Genomic DNA, 23,069 nt, shown 5'->3' on the forward strand with positions numbered 1-23,069 from the left:
TAGTCTGGAAAAGTTAGGAAACGAAGGTTTTATCAACTCGCCAGTGTCAGCGCGCGGCTGATCACTGGCGAGAGACTTGGGCTGTTGGCAAAAACGATTTCTCAGAAAGAAGCGGTCACCCCCACCGAGATGTTATTGCGATCAAATTCACGCAATGAGTCATCCGACTGAAGGACCGAATAGGAGTAACGGGCATCGAGAGACAGGTTTTCGAGCATCTGGTAAGAGATGCCTGTGGAAAGCAGCAGTGAATGCTCCGTGACATCCGTTCCCACGCCGCCATCGAAGGTGCTGTAGGCATAAGAAACGCCACCATTGACGGCAATGCGCTTATTAATCTGGTGATTCACATTCAAACCGGTGCGCACCGCGTAGCGGGTGTCATATCCACCGATTTCGGAAGAATCATACCCCACGGAACCGAACCAGCGAGCGGTCGTTTGACGGGCGACGAGGTAGCTGAAGGCCACCTCCGCGTAAGGCGAGGTGTTTTCAGCCCGATCCGATTTGAAGAATTCTGCCCCCACGCGGAAGGAACCTGTGGAGCGCTCACTCCAGGCATGGTCCACGCCGACCAAAGCGAAGTGGGACTGGGCATCCACGTCATCCCGCTCACGATAGTCGGTGATGCGGTAACGATATTCAGCCGCAAGGCTGGTGCGCTTGGTCAAGGCGTAGCTGAACTGCTGCGCGATCAAAACGGACAAGCGATCTTCCAGCCCAGAAACCACATCATCTTCATAAGAAATGCCGTCCACAGTGAGGGAGGTGGTGGTCGAAAAGCGCTGAGACCAGGCGTAACTCACATTGAAATTATTGAAACCATAAAGGTACTGACCATTGTAGAGCGTTGTCGAAGCCCCGGTAGCGACATTCGGCTCGGCCTCATACGTAAGGTAGAAGTTGTTGCTGATCTTCAGGCGCTGCGAAATCTGGTGGGCGATGTTAAAAGCCACCCGCGCATTATAGAAAGTATCATCGTAGCGGGGAATGCCATCGAGATAATGGATCGCCCCTAAATCCACAGCCATGCTCCAAGGTGTGGTGGGGTCCGCATCAGCATAGGTCATGCCCACGCCACCCTGCGCGTAGTAGGATTCAAAATCCTGCAAGAACGGCGAGGGCACCTCATAGCTGAGAGAGTCGTAACCGCCGCGCGCCGTCAGGCTCCAGGTTAAGGGTTGATCCTCACCAAAATCACCCGAAAAATCCCGAACGGCTGTAAGCCCTTGCGAAAGAGCAGAAGTGGCTGATGCGAGCATCAGGGCCGCAAAAAGCATAGCATGGTGTGAGCGCATGGTCGGGAAAGGTTGAGAGGTGAGCGAAACTCAATCGTTTAACCGAAGGATCAAGGCTTGCAGTTGCAAGGCGAAGTAGGCACGTTGTGGCACTTGCGATACTTGGGATCACAAGGAACGAAGCCTGTCGCAGGCGGCTGAATCAGATACACACCGCGGATGCTGGGAGTCGGAATGAACTCTTCCTCCACCGGCGCCACAGGCAAGGGATTCTTGGAAGGATTTTTACCAGAGTCTGTCGGATCAACAGAAGTGGTGGCAGCCACATTGGTGATCGCCGCGCCAGGGGAGACGGCCGTGGCACAGTCCATGATGACACCGGACATTTTAGGTGCGACGGAAATACCCGTCTGCACAATTTGATTGACCATGGCGCTGTCTGCCTGGGAAGCGACGATGGCTGCCTTGATGATTTCGCAGGCGCAGGTTTCGTTGATCACCAACGCATCTTCCACAATCATCAGAGCCTTCGACGGATCTTTCTGGATAGCCGCAGCCACGTCCCGAGAAATGTCATCGCAACCGCTGGATTGCGCCAGTGTCTGGGAAAAATTGGCGCTGAAGGCCAGCCCAAGGAGGCAAATGGCGGATCGAAGAGCGATTGAAACTCTCATAGCAGGAAGAAATAACAGGGTTTTACAACTGGAGCGGGTAGTGGGAATCGAACCCACATGGCCAGCGTGGAAGGCTGGAACTTTACCATTAAGCTATACCCGCGATTGAAGTTATAATAACCGGCAGCATCTTAGACCTGCAAGATATTTTTTAGAATTAACACAAAAAGTTTTAAAATTTAGAAAACCTGATTGATCAATTGATCCAAATTTTTAAACTTCCTGTCCTTCCTTCTGAAAGGATAAATAGCAGGGCTGGATGATCTGGCAAGGCTGATTTATCGAGTTGGTAACCGTGTTTTGAAAATCGCGTATGAATAGATAGTTCTGCGAAACCGCTGTTTTTGATTTGTTAACAAATGTTAAAATTATTTGCAAATTTTGTTGACGATGGTTTTAAACTTTAGTTCAACGGAGCTGTCATAGATTTGCGCGCCGAAAACCGTGAATTTCAGCCGATAAACCCTACCACCACAATTTGGCAGAAAAGTTGCTTTGAAAAAATGAGGAGAAAGTCAGTCATCCTTATGCTATACTGCCGACCCCCTGCATTTCAGTAGGGCGTCAAGAAAAGCAAAACTGCACCGTATTTAAATCTGTAATGTCTAACATGGAACTCGACGGAGGTATCAAGATCTACCTGAGGGAGATCGGCAAGACCGACTTGCTGACTCCTGAGCAGGAGGTCGAACTCGCCGAGCGCATCAAGCGCGGCGACCCAGAAGCGCGCTCACACATGATCCGCGCCAACCTCCGCCTGGTCGTGAAGATCGCCCAGGACTATGCCAATTATGGCCTGCCTCTTTTGGATCTCATTTCCGAAGGCAACATCGGTCTGATGAAGGCCGTGGAACGTTTCGACCCTAATAAAGGGGGAAAACTTTCCACGTATGCGGCCTGGTGGATCAAGCAGTCCATCAAGCGCGCTCTGGCTAACCAGTCCAAGACCATTCGCCTACCCGTCCACATGGTGGACAAGATCAGCAAGATGCGTCGCGTGGCCATGGCCATGTCTGAAGAGCTGGGGCGTGAACCGACCGATGATGAACTGTCTGAAGAAATCGGCATTGATCGTGCCAAACTCAGCCAGCTTAAAGTCGCCTCCATGCGCCCAGCCTCTCTGGATGCGCCGATCAGCGATGACGATAGCACCGAGTTTGGTGAAATCGTCGGCGATGAAAATGCCCAGACGCCTTTTGATCTCCTCAGCCACAAGAACATGCATGGCCAGTTGGATGGCTTGCTGACCGTGCTGGATGAGCGTGAGCGCAAGATCATTGACGCTCGTTTCGGTCTCGCCGGTCAGAAGCCGCGCACGCTGGAAGAAGTGGGCCAGGAATTCGGCGTCACGCGTGAGCGTATCCGCCAGCTTCAAAACATCGCGCTGCGGAAGCTGCGCCGTGCGCTGCAGAAAAAGGAAGACCCCATCCCGAAAGCACTGCGCAATGCCGGCGCCAAGAAAAAGAAAAAGGCCGCAGCGGAAGACAAGATGCTGGGTTAAGCCCGCTATCGGTCCATTCATTCAACTAAAAAAGGCAGGTCTCCACGACCTGCCTTTTTTAGTTGGGGGTAGGCCCCCAGGATTCAGGATGCTTTCTTGGGGCGTGGTTAGCTGGCGGACTTGGGAAGGTGCGTCAGCTTTTGCTTTTCCCAGCCACGAGGTGGGGAGATGCCCAGACTGGTCCACTCCATGCCGCTTGCCACCCATTCCTCCCGCCAGACTTCGTAGCTGATTTCGTCGTCGTCATCGCTGACACCAAATTGGAAGCCACAGGCAGGGCAGATTTCATAGCTCGGGCCTCCAGAGGCACTACGAGGGGGCTCTTGGAGCTTGGGGTAGCCACACACGGGGCAGGAATGGAGGGTGGGTTTCATGGGCAATTAAAACGGCAGGTTAGAGATGGGGCGCCCCGGCTGGCGCTGCCAGTAGGAGGAGTTGCCTGGCCGAAAGAAGGTCTTGGTGCGGCCCTCCCGATTGTAAGCGGCAAAGGCCCTTGTTTGAGGATCAAACACACGCAGCGTGCCCTCGCTATCGTCCCACTTCATGGGTAACTGGCCCTGCTTTGCCCGCTGGAGAAAGAGCCAGGCCTGCGCGGCATAGTCATCTGCCGTCCGGCTTTGGAAATCGGGCCCGTGTCTCACAAAGTGATCCTGCAAAGTTTCCATTCGCCCCCAGGTCTGGTGCGTGGGGGGTGCCCGTGGCTGAGTGGGCGGGGTGGGTGGTTTGGCCGCAGGTTTTTCATCGGCGCCTAGCAGGCCGATGACTTGATCCAAGATGGATTTGCGTGAGGGGGCCGGAGACGGAGATGGAGCCACCACCGCTGAGCTCGCACCCGGTGTCTCAAAGGTTGCGCTGTGCAGGCGCTGGCGGGCACTGCCGAGGCTGTAATGATAAACAGTGCCAGCCTTTAAATTGACCAAGGTGACTTCATGCTGGGCCGTGACGGGGCCTTCGCTCTTTTGCTCCAGTTTATCTGCGCTGAAGCCGTAATGGACCCGGGTGCCGCAGGCGACATCTGTCTTCCAGGAGAGGGTGGCGGAAGTCGGCGTGACTTGCACTTGGGGAGTTCCTAGTAGCTCCACCGCCTGGGCGAAGGAACTGAGGCAAACCATCACAACTAGGCCGAGCAGGCATCTCATGGATGCAGTAACGCAGACGCTCCGAGATCTGGCAAGGGCAGGCATGTGATCTTCCTGAAGGGAAGCAGTTGTTTTTTCAGGGAATGCAGGTAGCGCGTCCCAGTTCCACTTCCCGCTTCATGCCCAGGGCCTCCCAGTTTCTCCGTACGGTGCAGCACTTTTGGCAAAAGACGTGCCAGGTCGTGCTGGATGGGTTTTACCCTCGGCTCTGCCGTCATTGCGAGGTTTTATTGCCGCACGAAGCCCCGCGCCAAGGGGTAGGCGCGTGGTTTTGCGGAACTTGCCAGCAGGACATGGAGGCGACCACCGCGCCTTATTGCAGCGTCTGCGGGGAGATGTTTTCAGGTGCGATGACGGAGGCCTTTCGCTGTCAAAACTGCACGGGCCACCGCGTCGCGTATGATTTCGCCGTGGCGGGCTACCAGATTAGCGAACCGGTGAGGGAGGTGATCCACCGATATAAATATGGTCGCGATCTCTCACTGCGGGCGGCCCTTGCGGACCTGCTACTGCCAGCACTGGAAGATCCACGCCTAGCCTCTGAGGATCTGCGTCGCTGGTTACTGGTGCCTGTGCCGTTGCATTTTTCCCGCCAAATTTGGCGGGGATTCAATCAAAGTTGGGAACTGTGCCGTCAAATTTCCCAACGCACGGGGATTCCCGCTGCGCAATCCTTGAGCCGTCAAACTCGGACGGTGGCCCAGGCCCACCTGCAAAGACGGAAGCGCCTGGCAAATTTAAGGGGAGCCTTTGCGCTCTCGCACCGCTTTTCCTGGCGACCACCTCAGGAATTGAAGGGCCGGAACATCCTGCTGGTGGATGATGTCCTCACCACGGGAGCGACGGCCCATGAGTGTGCAAAAGTCCTCAAGCAGCAGGCGGGGGTAGAAAAAGTGGTGGTGATTACCGCAGCACGTGGTTAGTATCCGCCTCACGTCCGGTAACCATCGGGCTTTTGGTTCAGGTTGTGGGGTGTTCTCACAGCCGCTCCTGCGGTAGCCATCCGGGGATGAACGAGGAGTCTGCTTGTGAAAGACGGGACGACACATCACATCATGGGATTTTTCAAAAAGCGCACTGTCAACGAACTGGGTGAAAAGAAACAGGACATGCCCGAAGGGCTGTGGACCAAGTGTCCCTCCTGTGGAGAAAGCCTCTTTGAGCAAACACTCGCCAAAAACCTCCGGGTCTGCACGAACTGCGGTTACCACTTCACCATCAGCAGCGGCGAACGCCTCGCCAGTCTGGTGGATGAAGGCACCTTTGTGGAAATGGATCTGCCGCTCGATTCCGTGGATGCCTTGGGTTTCAAAGGCTACGTGGATAAAGTGAAAGCCTACCAAAATAAGACTGGGCTGAAAGAAGCCGTCGTCACGGGCCGGGCGAACATTGAAGGTGTTCCAGTGCTTCTCGCGGTCATGGATTTCCGCTTCCTCGGTGCCAGCATGGGCAGTGTGGTGGGTGAAAAAATCACCCGTGCCATCGAGGCCGCAACAGCGGAGGGAAAAGCCGTCATCGTCTTTTCTGCCTCGGGCGGCGCACGCATGCACGAAGGCATCCTGAGCCTGATGCAGATGGCTAAGACCAGTGGTGCCCTGGCACGCCATGCAGAAGCCAAGTTGCCCTACTTTTCAGTGCTCACTCACCCGACCACCGGGGGAGTCACGGCTAGCTTTGCCACGCTGGGTGACATCATCATTGCGGAACCTAAATGCATGATCGGTTTCGCAGGCCCACGAGTGGTGAAAGAAACCACCCATGCAGATCTGCCTCCAGGATTCCAGACGGCTGAGTTCATGAAACAGCACGGCCTGGTGGACATGATCGTCGAGCGCAAAGACATGCGCAGCACTTTGGCGAATCTGCTCAAGTACGTCAGCAGCGCGAAGGTGGCGTGAACCACACTCCGCGCTGCGGGGATTTTTTTAGCAAACCTGTTTGTTAGACCGGTTTCCAAAAAGAGGGTCCGATTGAAAAGGCGGGTGCGGTGGGATGAGTGGCAAGAGCGCAGGCTACTATCTTGATGATAACAGCCAAGTGAGTTACGCCGCCAATCGTCCCACCCCGTTGCCGCTTTTCGGACAAGGTTTTGGAAATCGGTCTAAGCGCTGCGAAAGTGGTCGCCACGGTTTTGTTCACGGTTCATGGGGCGTCCCTGACGCTCCATGTGATCTTTGCGATGTCCGCGCGGCGATTCTCCATCGGGCCCGCCTTTTCCGCGCTCGTGGTGTTCAGGTGCGCGTGAGGGGCCATCCCGGCGGGGTTCTTCTGCATGGCCCCGGCCTCCCGGGCGCGGGGTGTGACTTTCTGCCCTAGGGCCACGGTGAGCGGGGGGAGTGGCCGAACGTGGATGATCTCCTCGATAGGATGGATGCGCCTGGTGTCCTTGCCCACGCGGCGAAGCCATGGAGCGTGGAGGAGATCCCTCACGATGATCTGGGTGAGAATGACGGTGAAGGTGGGCATGAGGTACTTCGGGGCCACGCGGCGGACCTCGGAATTCCAGACGCTCCTCCAGCCGAGCTTCGCCTTCATGACGCGAGCGTGAAGGCGCAGGCCCCCGGCGATTTTCGCCTCGATGACTCATGCGTGACTCGCCACCACGACCTTCTTCATGACGTGGCTGGCGACGGCCAGCCCCCCGATCTTCCCGCTCAAAGTGAGCCCTCTCTTGCGGGTGCCTGGAAGAGGAGTGGTGTTCTTGACGTCCACGCCCACGTTCATGAGGGGGCCCTTCCGCACGGCCACGACCTTCCGGGCGATCCATTCCCCCTCGGTCGCGCTCATTGTTAGACGTTGAACGTTCCCGGCTGGGTCCACGCTCAGGAGAGCCACGCGTATCCCCCCGTTCATGGGGCTGTTGACGGGGCGCGCCACGCCCAGGCGGGGTGTCTTCTTCGGAACTCCGACCGCGCGGCTTATCTGGCGTGCTTTCAGGGCTGCGACCTCGCGGGTTATCCGGCGTGCTTTCAGGGCTGCGGCCTCGCGGGTTATCTCCTGCGGGGCGGTCAGCCTCTGGCGCAGGGTTTGCGCGCGGGGTGGGCGGGGCATCTGGGGGCCTCACCTCCGGAGCGGGGTTTGCAGGAGGAGGAGTCTCCTGGGCTGCGAGTGAGGCTACACTGGCAGTGAGGCCCAGCAGGAGAAGGGCGAAGGTTCGGTAAGTTGGTTTCATGAGCGTGTCGGGTTGATGCTGAAAGGTTCAGCACACAGGCCTAACGACACCCGGCGCTTCTTTTGTGTGCTGGCAGGCACGGTCGTGAATCACCTTGAATAAAACAGATGTAGAAACAGTTTAAAGGCGGCTCCCGTTCAACTCCCCATGACTCTGATGAAACGCCCCCTGCTCGTCATCGCCCTCCTGGGCCTCCTCACCCCTGCCCATGCTGAGGTGGAAGTGGATGTGGACGCCTTTGGCCTGAGCCTGGGTGGCTGGCTGGCCCGCAAAGGCAAAGCAGCGGAGTATGAAATCTCTGAGGCGGGTTACCGCACCTACCAGCCGGAGGTCTCCCCTTCCCCAGATGGTGGCATCTTCGTCTCCGTGCGCATTGACCACCGCCGGGGATTTTTTGCCTCAGACGATCACGCGAGCTTGGAACTGAGCTTTTCCCCGGAAGGTGATCTCGTTTCTGCGCAGAGCAGTCTGGCCCTGCAAGGCCGCACCATCAGCAGTGAGCTCATCAAAGGTGGTGCCTCAGCCTCCACCTCCGTAGCCGCCCCTCAGATCGAAAGAGCGGTGAAAGTCGGCACCGATCTCGTCGCGGATCTTTCTTCCAAACTGCTGCGCGAGAAGATCGTGGAACCGGGCCGGGTGTCTTTCCCTGCCGCCATCCGCCACAACTACAATCTGCTCTACAAGGCGGTGAAGATGAAGACCACGCCTGTGGTGACGACTCCAGGCACGACCACGGCGCAGACAACGGCCGGGACCCCGGCCACAACCCCACCCGGAACGACGGCCGCAAGTCCCAGTAGCCCCCCAAACCCGGCGCCGACCGCCCCTGCCAACCCGCCTTCGGCTCCAGCCAGCAAGCCTGAGGGCTCTACACCGCCAGCACCGCCGCCCGCATCACCTAAAACGACGACGCCAGCTACCGACGCCCCACCCGCGCCCCCTCCAGCAGCCACAGGCCCGGCAGCACCCGCCAATACACAGGCAGCCAACGCAGCTCCGGCAAAAAAGACCATTCCACTGCCAGACATCAAACCGTACAACCCTAGCGGAGCACCAGCCACGCCGCTGCCGACCAAGCCCGCGAAGGAAAAATCCCTCATCATGGAACATGGTGGTGAGGTGCTAAAACTGGCGCGCGATGTGGTGAAATCCACCGCCGCGCAGTGATCTCACTCAGGCAAGTCCTGGCCCCGGGTTTCTGGCAAGAAAGCTAGAAATACGAGCCCCAGGAGGAAAAGGCCCGCCAGGTAAGTAATGGCCAGCCGCAGATCAAAGGCTGACTTCATGGAGGCAGAGAGCCAAATGAGAACAGGCGCAGCCAGGATGCGGCCAGTATTGAAACAAAAACCTGCGCCGGTAGCGCGTAAGTGAGTGGGGAAAAGCTCCGGGAAATAAACGGCGTAACCGGCATGGATACCCTGGGCAAAAAAACCGAAAATGGGGAGCAGGCAGAGGAGTAGCCCGTAGCTCATGAAATGCGACGGTAGCCAGCAGACGACGGGCGTCATCACCAAGGCCGTGAGATGCATGATCGTGAAGGTGCTCCGCCGCCCCCAGCGGGCACTCAAGGGACCGAAGGCTAACATGCCCAACCCGGCACCCGCCGTCTGGATGAACCCGAAAGCGATCTTGGATTGACGAGCCCAGTCTGGATCCCCCAGGCGCTTGAGGAGATCTGCGGCCAAGTCCTGCCCTGCCACCACGACTCCCCAAAAAGTCGCTAGTCCCACCATGGCCAGCCCTGCACCTAACAGAGCACGCCGCCGCCACATCGGATCTCCTAACAATTCGGTGAAACTGCCCATGCGCTCCGCCTTGTCTCGTTTCGCCTGCTTCCAGGATTCAGGCTCTTGAATGCTGATGCGCACCCACAGCACCAATAAGGCAGGGATGACACCCAAAAGATAAGCGTACCGCCACTGCGTGCCCACCAGCAGACTGGCACCCGCCGCTAACCAAAGGCCCATGACACTGGTGGCATGAAAGATGCCGCTGGCACGCTCACGCGCCTGTTTTGGAAAAACCTCTGCCACTAGAGCTGCACCGACGGCCCACTCTCCCCCCACGCCCATGGCGACCAAAAAACGCAAGACTCCGACATGCCAAATCTCCGTGGCAAAATACGTTAGGCCTGAGAATAATGAATAACAAAGAATGGTGAGGGCCATCACCGGATTCCGCCCCCATTTGTCGGCTAAGGAGCTGAAGATCCAGCCGCCCAGAGTGCCGCCAATAAGGAAGATGCCGAGAAAACGCTCCCCCCAAAGTTTCACCAGAGGATCATCGCCTTTCACCTGAAGGAGATCCGGCAGCATGTCTGCCCGAGTGATGTTATAAAGCTGGCCCTCGAAAGCATCAAACACCCACCCCAACGAGGCCACGATGAGCACCAGCCACTGATAACGAGTGACACCGGAGTACCATTTGGAGGATGACGTCATGGAGATGAAGGGAGCAAATTGAGGCGAGGGGCAGAAAGATTGAGGGTAGAAAAATTTTAGACGGTGAGCGTGGTGAAATGAAGAGAATGGCCGTTCATGTTGATCCAATGAAAGGCTTTCAATTTTGTCAGGGCAAGCATCTTTAGAAAGCTGGTTTGCTGAGCCTTCATGCTGCGCAAGGGTAAAGCAGTCACTCGGAAGGCCTCATCGGGCCCACACATTTGAAAAGGTTGCCATCCCAAAACCTGGGTATTGCGAACGATGGGCTGATTCTGCATGGCCAACTCGGCACCTCCAAAGTGGTGAACCAATATTTGGTTATACAAAGCTGTTTCTATAAATAGCCCTAGATCTTCAACTGCATCAATCATTGTTTTTCTGAGCTCTTCCCCACCTTGCCATCGATTCTGCGTCAAAGTGAATCGACTGCGTTCCTGACGGGTGAGTGATTTGTTTACAAAACGGGATTCCAATGATGAAGGGAAAAAATTCAACACCTTGCCATGAGCGCAATCCGTTAACAAAAGATAGTTCAGTATCTGTCCCTCATGGTTAGGTGCGATGGATCTGGCGACCTTGAGCTCGTAAATACACTGCTGTGCCACGACAAGATCCAGGCGGTAGTCTTTTGCAAAGCGATGATGCCTGACCCAAACAAGAACTTCTGAATGCAATGGCCCAATACCTTCTTCCCTTAGCCGTCCCATGAGGTCATTTCTGTAAATTTCCTCCGTGCAATGTTGGCCCAATTCACGATGTGAAGCAAAGGCACAAGCCATCACTCGGTAATCTAAATGCTGGAATGCCTCACGCTCCAACAGCGGAAATCGAAGATCACATTCCACAGGCATAACAAAGTTTAAAAGAATCTTTCTACCCCCAATCTTTCTACCCATCCGATTTAAAAACCCAGCATCTCTCCCACAGGAAGAGGCCGCTTTTGGCGGATGGATTCCTCGGCGACGAGGCAGAGGCCGGCGGACCACAGACCGTCTAGCCCGGTGGCGATGGGCGATTTACCCGTGCGGACCATGTCCACACATTGAGCGATTTCCTCCCGCAACTCAAAGACCTCTCCACTGTGTTTTTCGATCTTCACGTTTTCGAGGTTTTCACCATCAAAGACTTTGAGAAAGTAGCTGGGCTCTAAAGTCCGATCCAGAGCACCGCTCCAGCCTGCCCAGAGGGCCCCCTGGGTGCCGCTGACTTTGATGGTCTGGTGGTGCTCGAAGGCAGCCAGCGTTTGCGAGACGACCGCGTAGCTGCCGTTGGCGTACTTAAACATGGCACTGAAATTATCGAACAAATCAGGGCGCTGAGGATCCCGTGAGTTTCCATAAGCGTGGAGTTCCACAGGGTCTCCACTGCTTTCTAAGTACCAGCGAGCGAGGTCAAAAAAATGGATGGGCTCCTCCAAGACCCAACTGCCTACGCGGTGTGGATCATAACGCCAGCCGCTGGCCCCAAGGCGGTAAGGCTTGCGCGAAAGCTCGACCAAGACGTATTGCGGGTCCCCGATGGTGCCACGCTGGATGATCTTTTTGATCTCTCCCCACTGGGAAGAAAGACGCAACTCATGGCCGACGGCAAGCTGCACGCCATGCTCTTGAGCTGCCGCGACAATGGTCTTGCAATCGTCCAGCGTGATGGCCATCGGTTTTTCCAACAGGATATGTTTGCCACGGCTCATGGCCGCGAGGGCGAGATCGCGATGTGTGTGGCTGGGAGTGACGATGTCGAGTATCTCAAAGTCTGCCTGGGCGATCAACTCTCTGGCATCGGCAAAGATCTGTGCCTGGGGGTAGAGCAGGCGTGCCTCAGCCTGTGAGGCTGCCGAGGGGGCAGTGATGGCGATGAGTTCAGCCTCTGAGTTACCCGCGATGGACTGGGCATGAAGTTTTCCCCAGGCACCAAAACCGGCAAGGGCAAATCGAACGGGAGCAGACATGAGATCAAAGATGGTTAGGCCTGAGAAGATGACTTTTGGGCCACTGAAGTGGACAACGTTAAGTTCTAGGGGCCGTGGTGAGAGGAGTCACGGGCTGGGGGACGAGACGGCCCTGGACTTCATTCAAACGACAGGTGGGCAGATGAGGGAGGACATGTTTGGCGAAGAGGTCACACTCCTCCAGATGCGGGTAACCGCTGAGGATGAAGGAACGGATGCCGAGGTCCATGTAACGATGAAGTTTCGCCAGCACCTGATCCGGATCCCCAACGATGGCGCTGCCGCAGCCGCTGCGCGCAAGGCCGATGCCAGACCAGACGTGGTCCTCAATGAAGAGATCTGGACTCATCGCACGCAGCTCATCCTGGCGCAGCACTCCGGCACTCTGGCTGTCCATGGAGCGGTTCCGGATCTCTTGTCCCTTCTCTAAATCGAGCCGAGAGATCAATCGGTCCGCTGCGTTGCGGGCCTCAGCCTCGGTCTCCCGGACGATGACATGGATGCGCAGACCGAAGTCAATCTGGCGTCCGTAAGAGGCTGCCTTTTCTGCCATGCCGCGCATGGTGGCCTCCAGTCGCGCCTCCGTCTCTGGCCACATCAAAAAGACATCGCAGAACTGGGCACACAGATCCTGGGCGAGGGGAGAAATGCCGCCGAAGTAAAGCAATGGCCCCCCATTTTGCTGGTAAGGTTTTGCCGGATCACAGGTGGGTAGGTTAAACTGGTAGTGTTCTCCCTGCCACGCCAGAGACCCTTCTGTGGACCAGAGTTTTTTCAAGATCTGAATGATCTCTCGACTACGGCCATAGCGGACTTCGTTGCTTTCCTTCAAGCCAGGCAAGTCGGAAGAGATGATATTGAGGCACAGACGCCCCTGCGAGAGATGGTCCACCGTGGCGATGGCCCGCGCCAGCATCGGCGGCCAGACTTCGCCCATGCGCAGAGCCACGAGTTGATTGATCTGGCGTGTTTGTGGAGCCAGCGCTGCGGCAAAGGTGAGGGCATCCTGGCCCGCGATCCAACCTGACGGGAGCAGGATGTTTTGAAAGCCATGCGAGTCCGCCTTTTGGACGATGTGACTGCAATGAGCAAAACTGCTGCGCAAATGCCCGTCTGGAATGCCTAGAAACTCATAGTCATCCGCACAGAGAGCGGAAAACCAAGCGACTTCAGCCTGGCGTGAGGCCGTGCGGACAGGAATGGGAGAAGGCATCGGGGGTGGGGGGATGGCCGAAAATGCGCGGAGGACGAGGAATACTGTAACTTATCTCCATTTATGCAGTATCGAATTTTGTAAAATCCTGTTCAATCTTTGCAAGATTAATTTCGCATTTCTGAGAAGACATGCAGTAAGTAGTCTCTTCCCATGCGCACCAAGCCCGCAGACCAATCCGTCCTCCTCGCTTCCATCCTCCTGCAACTGCGCGGGCAGCATGCGTCTTCACGCAGCAGTCTGTCAAAAGTGACAAATCTTTCCCCTTCGACCGTGGGCATCTATGTGGATCACTTAATTGCGCTCGGTTATGTGAATGAATCCGGCCTGGAGCAGGGAGCCATGGGCCGCCCTCAGCGGAAGCTGAGCTTGATCCCGGATGCAGGCTGGTTTGCCGGGGTGGAATTCAATGCTGAACGTGTGCAGGCTGTGAGGGTGGACTTTGCCGGCCATAAGGTGGCATCTCTGGTGAGGCCACTGCCGCCCAAAACGAACACCCAGACGGTGCTGAGAGAGATCCGCAGTGTGGTGGTAGGACTGGGAAAGCTGGCCCCGGGCCCTTTGCTAGGCATGGGCGTGGGAGCCCCTGGATTGGTGAATTCGGAGTTAGGCGTGGCGATGCAGTACGCCTTCATCCCCGACTGGAAAAATGTGCCGCTGGTGCAGGAACTCAGTGAGGACTTTCCTGTAACCGTCACCTTGGAAAATAACTTGCGCGCTATCGCCCTGGCAGAGCGTTGGTTTGGCGGGGGGCGCGAGTTGGACGATTACGTGATCCTGGGTCCACGAAGTGGCTTTGGCATCGCCATCATGAAAAATGGTGAACTGCTGAGAGGCGGCCACCATGCGGCGGGCGAGATCGGCCGCTGGCCCTGGCCACTGCAAGGTGGTGGGGGGGAACTGCATGATGAGCTGACGGCCCCCATGGTGTGGCGCCGCCTCACCGGAGGCAGACAGGATACTCAGCCGATGGACTTGCGGGCGGCCCTAAAAGGGCTGGCGGGAGAGAGGGGAAAGGCCTGGGACCTGGTGATCTCTGACTACGCCAGAGTCATCGGGCTGCTGCACCTCTTGATTGATGCGGAGAGATACTTCCTGCATGGGCCGCTGACGGCCCTGGGGCCACATTTTTGCCAAGCGATCACGGAACAGGCCACGGTGATCATGCCCGTGCTCAGGGAAATGCCGCCGCTCATTGTCCCCTCAGATCTCGGGGATGAAGCGGGCGCCCTGGGAGCTGCCAGCCTGGCCATGGAGGCCTGGATCCCCGAGGTGAATGGAGGAAAACTTTTGTAGCTCCCTCCCTGATGGCCGCGCACATCCCGCAGATCGCCATGCTGGTGGATACCTCCCGCACCTATGGGCAGGACATCGTGGCTGGGGTACGGCGCTACGTGGCGGAACATGGCCCGTGGTCCCTCTATCTGGAGCCGCGAGATCTGCTGTCCAGTTACCCAGCGTGGCTAGAGGAATGGCCCGGGGACGGCATCCTAGCACGCACAGGAGATGCAGCTATGCTGCAGCGGCTGAAGGCCACTGGCCTGCCGGTCATGGAGTTGCGAGATTCCTCACCTGATCAGCCTTTTCCCTTTGTGGGTATGGACAATAGCGAGATCGGCGTGCGGGTAGCGGTGCATCTGCGCAGCCGGGGTTTTCAGCGTTTCGCCGCGTATCTAGATCCTTCGCTCGATTTCTTTCGCGAGCGCATTCAGCGGTTTACGGAGACGGTGAAAAGTGAGGGCTTTGCCTGCCCGGTGTTTGAGGCTTTTTCCCCGAGCCAGCGCCCCCGCTGGGATGAGCACCAGCAGGCGCTGGCTGACTGGCTAACTTCATTGGAAAAACCGGTGGGCGTTTTTGCCAGCAATGACCAGTTAGGTTTTTGGCTGCTGGATGCAGCGCGGCGGGCAGGCATCTCTGTTCCGGAGGAGGTAGCGGTGGTGGGAGCTGAAAATGACCGACTGCTGTGTGAGACGGCTTGGCCGCCCCTCTCCAGCGTGCAACTGCGCGGCCAAGCGGTGGGCTATGCGGCCTCGCAAATGCTGGATGCGTGGATTCGCACGGGCACCCGGCCGCCCGAACGCACGCTGCTGCCAGCGGGGGATTTCATCGTGCGGCAGTCCTCAGACATCGTGGCGGTGGAAGATCCACGACTGGCACGGGCGCTGACCTACATCCGCCAGCACGCGACCGAAAATCTCGGGGTGGATGAGGTAGCGCGGGCTGCCTCACTCTCACGCAGTGCCTTGGAAAGGCAGATGAAAAAACAGATCGGCCGCTCTCCAGGGGAGGAGATCAACCGCATCCGCTTTGGCCTCGTGGAACGGCTTTTGACGCAGACGGATCTGACGCTGGATGCCATTGCTGAGCGGGCGGGCTTTACCCACCCGCAATACATGGCGGAGGCCTTTCGCAAAAGGCAGGGACAGACACCGGGACAGTACCGTCAGCGCCGGAAGATCTAGGGTGGCATGCCTCAAGGCTGAAGCTGCACCGTTGTGCTGACCATGGCGCCGCGTTCATCCGTGAGCGTGAGGAACCAGGTATTGGCCTCCGCCGGGGGTTTAGGCGCGGATACTGTGCCGTCTCGGATGACGGCATCCACACTTTTCCAGGTGCGTTTCGCACGCACGCCGGAGTCGGTGGTGTAGTGCAGTTTAGCCTCTTTCAGGGGGGCACCTCCTGTGTAGCTGACTTTCACTTGGCCTCCCTCCACGATAGGTGAACCCGGCACGGTAAGGGGCAGGCCAGCACGGCATTTAGAGTCAATGAATAGGCCGATTTCCTGTGGGGCCCAACCAGGCGGATGCCCATGCGCCATGTTCACCTGGATGCGCATCTGCTTCTCTCCCGGCACGACGTTGTAACTCTTCATGTAGCTATCCAGCGGGTAGTGGATGTCGTTGGTGCCATTGACAAACAGGATGGGCACACGGCAGCGGGGCAGCAGGCTGGAAGGATCATACTCGCGCACCCAGTCCGCCCGGCGATCTCCCAGGCGATCAATGGAGGGCTTTTGCACAGACTCACCTTCGTAAAGAAATCCACAGCCGTAAACAGGGACAGCCGCCTTGAAACGATCATCCAGCGAAGCCACCAGACAGGTGGTGTACCCGCCCCAACTGATGCCAGTCACCGCTGTATTTTCTGCCTGCACCTCAGGGAAACTGCGTAACAAAGAGTGTGCACGGATGACACTGGCAGCGGCATGGAAAGGCCAGTCGTCCGAGATGCTGCCGCCGATGGAGTCAAACTTTTCAGGGGCTCCATGAGGAGGCCCGCCATTGGGCAGGCGGGTGCGTTCTTTCGCCTCGGATTGGTGGCCTTTGGGAGCTCCCGTTTGGGCATCGAAGACGGGATCAGGGGGGCGGGAACCTGAGAGGTCCATGGCGATGGCGGCGTAACCGCGCTTGGCCCAAAGATAGGCCCACTCCGCGAAGGCCGTGCCCCCGCCTCCGTGGATCAAGACCACACCGGGGAATTTGGTGCCCGACTGGGCCGTTCCGAGCGTGATGGGGGAGGCGTAAAAGGCGAACACCTCCGTAGGTTTATCCTGATACATCTCGCCAGTGTAGAGCAGTGAGTGCACGGGCGTGGCCTGGTTCAGCCACTTCATGGAGGGGGCTTTTTTGAGTGCATCCAGGTTCCACGGCCCCACTTGTTCAGCGGAGACCAGGGTGACACAGGAGAGAAGAAGAGCGGTCAAAAACTTCATGATGTGGACTCTCCATAACGCCGCGATGGAGGTCAGTTTCCAAGGAAACCTGAATTTATCGCGCAGGTTTTTTTATCTTCGTTACCGGAGCGGGGAGTCATGCGTTCAGCCACTCGTTCACTCCCTTCCCCATGCTCTTCTCCACCGTTCTCATGTGGCTGCTCATCGCAGCCGGGTTTGTCATCGCTCTGCCCGCCCTCTGGCTCCTCGCCCGTGGGTTATGGCCTGAGACCGTACTACGCCAGCAGGAGGCGGCGAAAAAGGGACTTCTCAAATGCTTCTTGCTGGGGCTCATTCCCCTCATTGGCAGCGTGGTGCTGATCGCCATCCTGTCCAAGGTGCCGAAGATGGGGGCCGTCGCCGTCTTGCTGGGCGGGGTCATCGTGGCCTGGGGTTTCATGGGCGCGGGGGGTATCGCCTCGCTGATTGGAGAGCGGCTGTGGCCCCAGGCGGAGCCTTGGCGGCAGACGAAACATGGCGGCCTCACACTCATCCTCTGTGCACTTCTCCCCGTCGTAGGTTGGGCGGTTTTGCTGCCTCTTATGGCCGTTCTGGGCTGGGGTATTGCCCTGCGGGCGAGATTTAGCAAAGTACCCGCTCTCGCCACCCCTAGCCCGGTGGAAAACACGGCCCTTTAACTATGCTCATGAAACTGGCGCGCCGAGACCTCCTCAAAACCGTGACCCTGGGCAGCAGTGCCAGCGTGCTGGCCAGTTGTGAGCGCATCACCAACGCCATTAATCAAAATTTGTTAGGCGAAGGTGTACCGGCGCATTTGCACCCGGCAGAGAGCGTGGACATTGATCCTGATTTCCATCTCCTCTCGCGCGCCAGTTTCGGCCCCTGGCCGGGAGACGTGGCCAGCTTGAAGAAGAAAGGTCGAGATGCCTGGATCGAGGAGCAACTGCACCCAGACTCCATCTCAGACACGGCCTGTGACCTGCGGGCAGAGCGGTTTGAATCTCTCTACTTCAGTGCGGGTGATGCCTATGAATTCCGCAAACCCGTGCTGCGGGAGGAGCTGACCCGGCATGCCCTACTGCGGGCAGTGTACAGTCGCCGACAGCTTTTTGAAGTGATGGTGGAGTTCTGGACGGATCACCTCAACATTGATCTGGAAAAGGGTGACTGCATCTACCTCAAGCCGAGCGATGACCGCGACGTCATCCGCCAGCATGCCTTGGGAAACTTCCGCGACCTCATCCGCGCTTCCGCCACCTCCCCGGCCATGCTGGTTTATCTGGATGGCAAAACCAACAAGGTGCGCCGTGGCACGACCGACCAGCCTAACGAAAACTACGCGCGCGAATTGATGGAGCTGCACACCCTGGGCGTGCATGGAGGCTACACGCAGAAGGATGTGTATGAAGCTGCCCGCTGCCTGAGCGGCTGGACCTTTGACCCCAAACGTGTCTTCGCTCTCAATCAAGGGGAGTCCTACTTCCGCCCAGACTGGCACGATGACGGCACGAAGGAGGTGCTAGGACAAACTCTCCCGGCGGGCGGGGGCCCAAAGGATCTGGACCGTCTGGTGGACATTGTCTGCAAGCATCCAGCCACAGCACAATACATCGCACTGAAACTGTGCCGGCGTTTCGTCAGCCCCACCCCACCGGCCAGCCTCCTGCAAACAGTGGCGGCAGAGTTTACCCGCACTCAAGGAGATATTTGTAGCCTGCTGCGAGTGATCTTCAAATCTGACGAATTCTTTGCCAGTCGCGGTCAGCTACTCAAACGTCCCTTCAAGTTCATGGTCTCTGCACTGCGGGCTGTGGCGGCCGACACGCAGGCGGATCAAAGCATCCTCGAGCCTCTGCAACGGATGGGTCACGGGCTGTTTCAATACCCCACTCCGGATGGCTACCCGGACGAGGAACTGCCCTGGATGGGCACGCTGATGTGGCGCTGGAACTTCGCCCTCGCCCTAGCGGCTAACAAACAGTTGGGAGCAAAGGTGAACCTGCACCCACTGCACAAAGCCCTGCGAGAACCGGGAACGAAGGCAGAACTCGGGCGCTGGTTTGGCCACCTCATCGGCAGGCAGCCCACCGGGGCCGAGCTGGCCACCCTGACCCAGTTTTCGCCAGACTCTTCCGCTTCCGCCATCGGGCTCATCCTGGCCAGCCCAGCCTTTCAGAGGTGCTAACTCGCATGCCTTCCCTCACCCGCCGCGCTCTGCTTTCCAAGCTCGCCTTTGCCACACCCACCATGGCGGAGGTGCAGGGAGATCACACCCTCATTCACATCTTTCTGCGTGGCGGGGCAGACACGCTGAATCTGTGGGTGCCGTATGCGGATGACCGGTACTACCGCCTGCGCCCAGCCCTGGCCATTCCAGCCCCGGGCAAAGGCAGCGATGCCGCGCTTCGGCTCAATGATCACTACGCCCTGCACCCTGCGCTAAAACCCCTCGAAGCGGCGTATCAAGAAGGGCGACTGGGGGCGGTGCAATCTGTGGGGGTGGACAATACCAGTGGCTCTCATTTTGAATGCCAGGACCAGATGGAGCATGGTGATTCCATGCATGGTATCCCGGCGGGGGGTGGCTGGCTGGGGCGTTACCTGCGCCTGCGCGCTGGGGCAAAGGCGTCCCCACTTTCCGCCGTAGCCATCGGCACCACCTTGCCGGAATCTTTGCGCGGAGCCCCCGCCGTCAGCGTGCTGGAGCACCTGGAGGACATCAGCCTCAAAGCCGCAGGCAAACATGCTGAAGAAGTGGTGACCGCGCTCCAGTCACTCTATGGGGCCGATGTCAGCCTGCTGGGTGAACGTGGGCTAGAGACGCTGGATCTTTTTCGTCGTCTTTCCGCCCTGCAACAGCGCACGGATGGCCCCGACCACGGAGCCACCTACCCGAGTGCTCCTTTCGGCAGTGGCCTGCGTGAAATAGCGCGGCTGGTCAAAGCACGGCTGGGACTGCAAGTGGCCTGCATTGATCTAGGCGGCTGGGACACGCATTTTTTCCAGGGCAACAGCAGTGGCACTCAGGCCCAGCAGATCAAACTCTTAGCAGAAGGCATCGCCGCGCTGGAGACAGATCTGGAAGAGCACCGTGCGCGCTACACCATCATGGTCACCACCGAGTTCGGCCGGCGTGTGTATGAAAACGCCTCGTTGGGCACGGACCACGGACGTGGTTTCACCCTCATGGCGTTGGGAGATCGCGTCAAAGGCGGGCAAGTCATCGGCGGGTGGCCCATCCAGGCGGATGATGATGTCAATGTGAATACCCCGGGCCCCGGCGGCCTCATCGCAGAGACGGATTACCGGCAAGTGTTTGCCGAAGTGCTGCGCGGCAGCCTCGGTTTAACCACCCAAGAAGCTACCCAGGTATTCCCCGGTATCGTGCCTCAAAAGGTGGGGCTGATGTAAAAGGCGCGTTACTTTTCCCCCATCCAAAGAATGGTGGAGGATCCCTGACCAGGCGCGCCCTTAATCACGGCAGCGGTTTGGCGCTCCAGATCCCCGACCTGTACTTTCACCAAGATTCGGCGGGTGCTGCTATTGGCTGAAAGCAGAGTCGCGCGGGCATCTCCTGAAGGAATGCCCAAGATGGCCAGGGCGCTGGCGATATCCAACTCCAAGTCATCTTCCGTATTGAGCTGCCCGTCTCGACCTACCCGCTGATTACGCAGATTTTGAGCGAACCGAATGTCCGTCCCGGTCACGGCCGCCATCACCTCAGGGAGCGCGGAATTGACGTCCAGGACACCGCTGGCGTAGAGGCTGAACCAGTCACGCCACTGTGGATAAGCCTGCTCCACCAGCTCCATACCACTGACGAGGGACATTTCCTCGATGGACCGAAACGGTCGGTTAAAGGGCATGCCATTACGGTTGTACAGCTTTCTTTCTCCGCCCTGCACGCGGGCAAAGTCATCACCATCCACCCAGTCTAACAAACGATCTATCAAGATATTCGCCTGCTGTACATTCATGCCCCAGTACATAAATACTCGGCGCAGAGTGTCCTTATCCTCACGCTGCAAAAGCACATTCGGGTTCAGCACACCGTCCTCACCGGTCATTTCCACCAGGAAGCGCTCATCCTCTGCCACCTGTCGGCGCAGGAGGGGATCATCGGCCTTCACATCCGGATTCATGGCGATGGCCAAAGCCGCTTCGGAAAGCATGCGCGCCCGGAAAACTTGGCGTTTCACCGCAGCGAGCTCGATGTCCTGCATCAGCAACAGCGAAGTGGCCGCCACCAGTCCGAGGAGCAAGGCAATGATCCACAATACAGCCAGCAACGCTGCCCCGCGCTGGCGGGCCTGATCAACCATCGTGAATGAAGGGCATGGTTTCATCACTGCTGGGGCAAAGGCTGCATTCCTACCCCGCCAGCAGGTGGATTCACGCCGTCAGGATTTGGCGGGTTGTTTTGATTGTTTTGATCGTTGGGGTTATTCGGATCAAAGGGAGGAGGAATCAATCCGCCCGTGACCTGATTTGGCACCACGGGAGGAATCCAAAAGATGGCGCGAGTTTCAAAGCCATCATCCAGCTTTAAATTCAGCTCGGCTAACAATGGGCGGCGGTTCTGCTTCCAGTTATTTTCCCAGCGGTTGCTGGCAGGGTCATAAAAGCGCCATTCAAAACGACCCACATTGTCCATCAGCGGAGTGACGCCCTGGTTCTTCGTGTAGCGCACGCTCTGGCCCGCTCGCAGTGCCTGCGTCTGGCGCTCATCCAGCATGCGCAGTCCCACCCGTAGGTAGCCGCCGGGCCGCTCTTCAGCGAAGAGATCCACACTGGTATCTGGAGGTAAAGCCGTGCCCGGAGTAAATGAAGTGCCTGCATTCACAAAGTTCAGGCTCGGCACGTAGCTGCTGCCCCGCGCTTGCACGGAAAGGCGGATCTCTGCCTCTCCTGGCAAGTTCCTAAATGAGCGCCGAATGAAGGAAATGAAATTCTGGCGAATGACGGAGCGCTCCTGGATGGAGGTCATGTTTTCACCCAACTCCATCGTGCCACTGGCGATGGCAAAAATGCCCCCCATGAGCAGGACGAAGGCGGAAAGCGCGACCAGGATCTCCAGCAGGGTAAAGCCACCTTGGCGTGGTGAATGGAGGTGAGTGTCCATAACTCAGTTCAAAGGCAGAAAGGCCCCAGCATACCGATAGGTTTCCGCGTTCAGCTCTGTGACACCGTCCCCATCATCCCAGCGCGCAGTGACCTGAATGCGAAAGGTATTTTGCAGGAAACGCCCTTCTTGATTCTGCAAATCTTTCACCTGCTGGATCAGTACGCGATAGGCGACGCCGTCAGCCCCAGGTTTGATCTGCTCCTCCAGTTCACGGATCTGGGGCATCTTCCCATACTCATCTATGAAGGATTCCAGACTCTGTTCGATCTCCAGCAGCCGCTGAGAATCCGAACTGACTCGGGCGATCTGTGACAAGGTTCCCACCAAAGCCAAGGCCGCAATGCTGAAGACCGACAAGGCCAAAAGGACCTCTAAAAGTGTAAAGCCCCCGAGCCTTTTTCGAACACGGGTTTTATGCGGTGAGCGCTGGAGACGAAGGTTCATGAAGTTAGTCCACCAACGCCCCCGTCAAGGGATGGAAGGCCAATTCGCGCGAGCCGGCTGAGTTGGTTTGCAGACGCACTCGGATCGGTTCGCAGATACCTTGCTCACCGAAGATCCAGGTATGCCCCTCCGCTTTTTCCCAATCTTTGCCACCCCAGCGCATCACCATCACCTTCATGTTCTCAGGCACCGTGAAATACGAGCCACCGGGCATGTCTGCCCCTCTCACGCCAAAGCCCTTTTTATCAAAAGCGATGGTCATGGTGCGATGCTGAAGCACCGCCACATTCAGAGCAAACTTAGACATGAGCGACAGCCGCTCTGCGGGTTTCTCAAACGGGTCGGAGTCGTCAAAGATCGAAAAACTAGCGAACCCGAGTCCAATCACCAGCATCATGATGCTCATCACCGCGACGAGTTCCAGCAAAGTGAAACCAGAGGCAAGAGCATCTCGATGGGTGATTTTCATGACGTTAGGCGGCACACAGGCGGTGCTACGAC

At 57.7% G+C, this 23,069-nt stretch carries 24 protein-coding genes and 1 tRNA gene; 9 read left to right on the forward strand and 16 right to left on the reverse strand.

Features of this window, described 5'->3' with window-relative positions; all coding sequences use genetic code 11:
- Positions 1–101: 101 nt before the first annotated feature.
- The 3 genes from HNQ64_RS01595 to HNQ64_RS01605 all read right to left on the reverse strand — a co-directional run bounded on the left by HNQ64_RS01595 (position 102) and on the right by HNQ64_RS01605 (position 2,015).
- Entirely contained in the window at positions 102–1,298 is a 1,197-nt protein-coding gene (locus HNQ64_RS01595) for a DUF481 domain-containing protein (protein WP_184204540.1), read from the reverse strand.
- 50 nt (positions 1,299–1,348) lie between these two features.
- Entirely contained in the window at positions 1,349–1,912 is a 564-nt protein-coding gene (locus HNQ64_RS01600) for a hypothetical protein (RefSeq protein WP_184204542.1), read from the reverse strand.
- 29 nt (positions 1,913–1,941) lie between these two features.
- Positions 1,942–2,015 (reverse strand) — tRNA-Gly (locus HNQ64_RS01605).
- A gap of 498 nt (positions 2,016–2,513) precedes the next feature.
- Here HNQ64_RS01605 and HNQ64_RS01610 point away from each other — a divergent pair.
- Entirely contained in the window at positions 2,514–3,413 is a 900-nt protein-coding gene (locus HNQ64_RS01610; protein ID WP_184204544.1) for a sigma-70 family RNA polymerase sigma factor, read from the forward strand.
- Between the two features lie 107 nt (positions 3,414–3,520).
- On the opposite strand, the gene HNQ64_RS01615 is transcribed toward HNQ64_RS01610, so the two are convergent.
- Together HNQ64_RS01615 and HNQ64_RS01620 are read right to left on the reverse strand one after the other, a co-directional pair.
- A complete protein-coding gene (locus HNQ64_RS01615; protein WP_184204546.1) occupies positions 3,521–3,787 on the reverse strand; it encodes a hypothetical protein in 267 nt (88 codons plus the stop codon).
- 6 nt (positions 3,788–3,793) lie between these two features.
- Positions 3,794–4,552 carry a fibronectin type III domain-containing protein gene (locus tag HNQ64_RS01620; RefSeq protein ID WP_184204548.1) on the reverse strand — a complete coding sequence of 253 codons (759 nt, stop codon included), beginning with the start codon at positions 4,550–4,552 and terminating at the stop codon, positions 3,794–3,796.
- 119 nt (positions 4,553–4,671) lie between these two features.
- On the opposite strand from HNQ64_RS01620, the gene HNQ64_RS01625 reads away from it, so the two are divergent.
- Both HNQ64_RS01625 and accD read left to right on the forward strand, forming a co-directional pair.
- A complete protein-coding gene (locus tag HNQ64_RS01625; RefSeq protein WP_184204550.1) occupies positions 4,672–5,475 on the forward strand; it encodes a ComF family protein in 804 nt (267 codons plus the stop codon).
- Between the two features lie 132 nt (positions 5,476–5,607).
- Positions 5,608–6,450, forward strand: a complete 843-nt coding sequence (gene accD, locus HNQ64_RS01630; protein ID WP_184204551.1) for an acetyl-CoA carboxylase, carboxyltransferase subunit beta — start codon at positions 5,608–5,610, stop codon at positions 6,448–6,450.
- A gap of 244 nt (positions 6,451–6,694) precedes the next feature.
- Here accD and HNQ64_RS01635 read toward each other — a convergent pair whose 3' ends face one another.
- Positions 6,695–7,087, reverse strand: a complete 393-nt coding sequence (locus HNQ64_RS01635; protein WP_184204553.1) for a hypothetical protein — start codon at positions 7,085–7,087, stop codon at positions 6,695–6,697.
- A gap of 48 nt (positions 7,088–7,135) precedes the next feature.
- A complete protein-coding gene (locus HNQ64_RS01640) occupies positions 7,136–7,339 on the reverse strand; it encodes a hypothetical protein (protein ID WP_184204555.1) in 204 nt (67 codons plus the stop codon).
- A gap of 541 nt (positions 7,340–7,880) precedes the next feature.
- On the opposite strand from HNQ64_RS01640, the gene HNQ64_RS01645 reads away from it, so the two are divergent.
- Positions 7,881–8,891: a hypothetical protein gene (locus tag HNQ64_RS01645; RefSeq protein WP_184204557.1), complete on the forward strand. Its 1,011-nt coding sequence runs from the start codon at positions 7,881–7,883 to the stop codon at positions 8,889–8,891.
- A 2-nt stretch (positions 8,892–8,893) separates the two neighbouring features.
- Here the strand turns inward: HNQ64_RS01645 and HNQ64_RS01650 are convergent, their stop codons facing one another.
- From HNQ64_RS01650 to HNQ64_RS01665, 4 genes are read right to left on the reverse strand one after another with little or no spacing between them, the layout of a single operon-like run.
- A complete protein-coding gene (locus HNQ64_RS01650; RefSeq protein WP_184204558.1) occupies positions 8,894–10,165 on the reverse strand; it encodes an MFS transporter in 1,272 nt (423 codons plus the stop codon).
- Positions 10,166–10,221: 56 nt separating this feature from the next.
- On the reverse strand, positions 10,222–11,016 hold the full coding sequence (locus HNQ64_RS01655) for a GxxExxY protein (RefSeq protein WP_184204560.1): 795 nt from the start codon (positions 11,014–11,016) through the stop codon (positions 10,222–10,224).
- Positions 11,017–11,066: 50 nt separating this feature from the next.
- Positions 11,067–12,113: a Gfo/Idh/MocA family protein gene (locus HNQ64_RS01660; RefSeq protein WP_184204562.1), complete on the reverse strand. Its 1,047-nt coding sequence runs from the start codon at positions 12,111–12,113 to the stop codon at positions 11,067–11,069.
- 58 nt (positions 12,114–12,171) lie between these two features.
- The gene (locus HNQ64_RS01665) at positions 12,172–13,326 is read right to left on the reverse strand and encodes an LLM class flavin-dependent oxidoreductase (RefSeq protein ID WP_184204564.1); all 1,155 of its coding nucleotides are present in this window, start codon (positions 13,324–13,326) and stop codon (positions 12,172–12,174) included.
- A 153-nt stretch (positions 13,327–13,479) separates the two neighbouring features.
- Here HNQ64_RS01665 and HNQ64_RS01670 point away from each other — a divergent pair, with 153 nt between their 5' ends.
- Both HNQ64_RS01670 and HNQ64_RS01675 read left to right on the forward strand, forming a co-directional pair.
- A complete protein-coding gene (locus tag HNQ64_RS01670; protein WP_184204566.1) occupies positions 13,480–14,622 on the forward strand; it encodes an ROK family protein in 1,143 nt (380 codons plus the stop codon).
- Between the two features lie 11 nt (positions 14,623–14,633).
- Positions 14,634–15,788 carry an AraC family transcriptional regulator gene (locus tag HNQ64_RS01675; RefSeq protein WP_184204568.1) on the forward strand — a complete coding sequence of 385 codons (1,155 nt, stop codon included), beginning with the start codon at positions 14,634–14,636 and terminating at the stop codon, positions 15,786–15,788.
- A gap of 11 nt (positions 15,789–15,799) precedes the next feature.
- Here the strand turns inward: HNQ64_RS01675 and HNQ64_RS01680 are convergent, their stop codons facing one another.
- The gene (locus HNQ64_RS01680; RefSeq protein WP_184204569.1) at positions 15,800–17,038 is read right to left on the reverse strand and encodes an alpha/beta hydrolase family protein; all 1,239 of its coding nucleotides are present in this window, start codon (positions 17,036–17,038) and stop codon (positions 15,800–15,802) included.
- 131 nt (positions 17,039–17,169) lie between these two features.
- Here HNQ64_RS01680 and HNQ64_RS01685 point away from each other — a divergent pair, with 131 nt between their 5' ends.
- Genes HNQ64_RS01685 through HNQ64_RS01695 form a run of 3 tightly spaced genes read left to right on the forward strand, consistent with a single transcriptional unit; the run spans position 17,170 to position 20,410 of the window.
- Positions 17,170–17,676, forward strand: coding sequence for a hypothetical protein (locus HNQ64_RS01685; RefSeq protein ID WP_184204571.1), 507 nt, complete (start codon positions 17,170–17,172; stop codon positions 17,674–17,676).
- Between the two features lie 8 nt (positions 17,677–17,684).
- Complete coding sequence (locus tag HNQ64_RS01690; RefSeq protein WP_184204573.1) at positions 17,685–19,184, forward strand: DUF1800 domain-containing protein; 1,500 nt, start codon at positions 17,685–17,687, stop codon at positions 19,182–19,184.
- Between the two features lie 5 nt (positions 19,185–19,189).
- Positions 19,190–20,410 carry a DUF1501 domain-containing protein gene (locus HNQ64_RS01695; protein WP_184204575.1) on the forward strand — a complete coding sequence of 407 codons (1,221 nt, stop codon included), beginning with the start codon at positions 19,190–19,192 and terminating at the stop codon, positions 20,408–20,410.
- A gap of 8 nt (positions 20,411–20,418) precedes the next feature.
- Here the strand turns inward: HNQ64_RS01695 and HNQ64_RS01700 are convergent, their stop codons facing one another.
- Genes HNQ64_RS01700 through HNQ64_RS01715 form a run of 4 tightly spaced genes read right to left on the reverse strand, consistent with a single transcriptional unit; the run spans position 20,419 to position 23,037 of the window.
- Positions 20,419–21,345 carry a type II secretion system minor pseudopilin gene (locus HNQ64_RS01700; protein WP_184204577.1) on the reverse strand — a complete coding sequence of 309 codons (927 nt, stop codon included), beginning with the start codon at positions 21,343–21,345 and terminating at the stop codon, positions 20,419–20,421.
- A complete protein-coding gene (locus HNQ64_RS01705) occupies positions 21,345–22,121 on the reverse strand; it encodes a prepilin-type N-terminal cleavage/methylation domain-containing protein (protein WP_184204579.1) in 777 nt (258 codons plus the stop codon). The genes HNQ64_RS01700 and HNQ64_RS01705 overlap by 1 nt, the downstream gene beginning before the upstream one ends.
- Before the next feature lie 3 nt (positions 22,122–22,124).
- The gene (locus HNQ64_RS01710; RefSeq protein WP_184204581.1) at positions 22,125–22,568 is read right to left on the reverse strand and encodes a type II secretion system protein; all 444 of its coding nucleotides are present in this window, start codon (positions 22,566–22,568) and stop codon (positions 22,125–22,127) included.
- A gap of 4 nt (positions 22,569–22,572) precedes the next feature.
- A complete protein-coding gene (locus HNQ64_RS01715) occupies positions 22,573–23,037 on the reverse strand; it encodes a pilus assembly FimT family protein (protein WP_184204583.1) in 465 nt (154 codons plus the stop codon).
- Positions 23,038–23,069: the final 32 nt, after the last annotated feature.

This window comes from Prosthecobacter dejongeii (genome assembly GCF_014203045.1).
In the GTDB taxonomy this organism is placed as follows: domain Bacteria; phylum Verrucomicrobiota; class Verrucomicrobiia; order Verrucomicrobiales; family Verrucomicrobiaceae; genus Prosthecobacter; species Prosthecobacter dejongeii.

Coding starts and splice junctions, on each gene's coding strand:
- HNQ64_RS01595 (WP_184204540.1), bottom strand. CDS start 1,298: ATGCGCTCACACCATGCTATGCTTTTTGCGGCCCTGATGCTCGCATCA.
- HNQ64_RS01600 (WP_184204542.1), bottom strand. CDS start 1,912: ATGAGAGTTTCAATCGCTCTTCGATCCGCCATTTGCCTCCTTGGGCTG.
- HNQ64_RS01610 (WP_184204544.1), top strand. CDS start 2,514: ATGTCTAACATGGAACTCGACGGAGGTATCAAGATCTACCTGAGGGAG.
- HNQ64_RS01615 (WP_184204546.1), bottom strand. CDS start 3,787: ATGAAACCCACCCTCCATTCCTGCCCCGTGTGTGGCTACCCCAAGCTC.
- HNQ64_RS01620 (WP_184204548.1), bottom strand. CDS start 4,552: ATGAGATGCCTGCTCGGCCTAGTTGTGATGGTTTGCCTCAGTTCCTTC.
- HNQ64_RS01625 (WP_184204550.1), top strand. CDS start 4,672: ATGCCCAGGGCCTCCCAGTTTCTCCGTACGGTGCAGCACTTTTGGCAA.
- accD (WP_184204551.1), top strand. CDS start 5,608: ATGGGATTTTTCAAAAAGCGCACTGTCAACGAACTGGGTGAAAAGAAA.
- HNQ64_RS01635 (WP_184204553.1), bottom strand. CDS start 7,087: ATGAAGGCGAAGCTCGGCTGGAGGAGCGTCTGGAATTCCGAGGTCCGC.
- HNQ64_RS01640 (WP_184204555.1), bottom strand. CDS start 7,339: ATGAGCGCGACCGAGGGGGAATGGATCGCCCGGAAGGTCGTGGCCGTG.
- HNQ64_RS01645 (WP_184204557.1), top strand. CDS start 7,881: ATGAAACGCCCCCTGCTCGTCATCGCCCTCCTGGGCCTCCTCACCCCT.
- HNQ64_RS01650 (WP_184204558.1), bottom strand. CDS start 10,165: ATGACGTCATCCTCCAAATGGTACTCCGGTGTCACTCGTTATCAGTGG.
- HNQ64_RS01655 (WP_184204560.1), bottom strand. CDS start 11,016: ATGCCTGTGGAATGTGATCTTCGATTTCCGCTGTTGGAGCGTGAGGCA.
- HNQ64_RS01660 (WP_184204562.1), bottom strand. CDS start 12,113: ATGTCTGCTCCCGTTCGATTTGCCCTTGCCGGTTTTGGTGCCTGGGGA.
- HNQ64_RS01665 (WP_184204564.1), bottom strand. CDS start 13,326: ATGCCTTCTCCCATTCCTGTCCGCACGGCCTCACGCCAGGCTGAAGTC.
- HNQ64_RS01670 (WP_184204566.1), top strand. CDS start 13,480: ATGCGCACCAAGCCCGCAGACCAATCCGTCCTCCTCGCTTCCATCCTC.
- HNQ64_RS01675 (WP_184204568.1), top strand. CDS start 14,634: ATGGCCGCGCACATCCCGCAGATCGCCATGCTGGTGGATACCTCCCGC.
- HNQ64_RS01680 (WP_184204569.1), bottom strand. CDS start 17,038: ATGAAGTTTTTGACCGCTCTTCTTCTCTCCTGTGTCACCCTGGTCTCC.
- HNQ64_RS01685 (WP_184204571.1), top strand. CDS start 17,170: ATGCTCTTCTCCACCGTTCTCATGTGGCTGCTCATCGCAGCCGGGTTT.
- HNQ64_RS01690 (WP_184204573.1), top strand. CDS start 17,685: ATGAAACTGGCGCGCCGAGACCTCCTCAAAACCGTGACCCTGGGCAGC.
- HNQ64_RS01695 (WP_184204575.1), top strand. CDS start 19,190: ATGCCTTCCCTCACCCGCCGCGCTCTGCTTTCCAAGCTCGCCTTTGCC.
- HNQ64_RS01700 (WP_184204577.1), bottom strand. CDS start 21,345: ATGAAACCATGCCCTTCATTCACGATGGTTGATCAGGCCCGCCAGCGC.
- HNQ64_RS01705 (WP_184204579.1), bottom strand. CDS start 22,121: ATGGACACTCACCTCCATTCACCACGCCAAGGTGGCTTTACCCTGCTG.
- HNQ64_RS01710 (WP_184204581.1), bottom strand. CDS start 22,568: ATGAACCTTCGTCTCCAGCGCTCACCGCATAAAACCCGTGTTCGAAAA.
- HNQ64_RS01715 (WP_184204583.1), bottom strand. CDS start 23,037: ATGAAAATCACCCATCGAGATGCTCTTGCCTCTGGTTTCACTTTGCTG.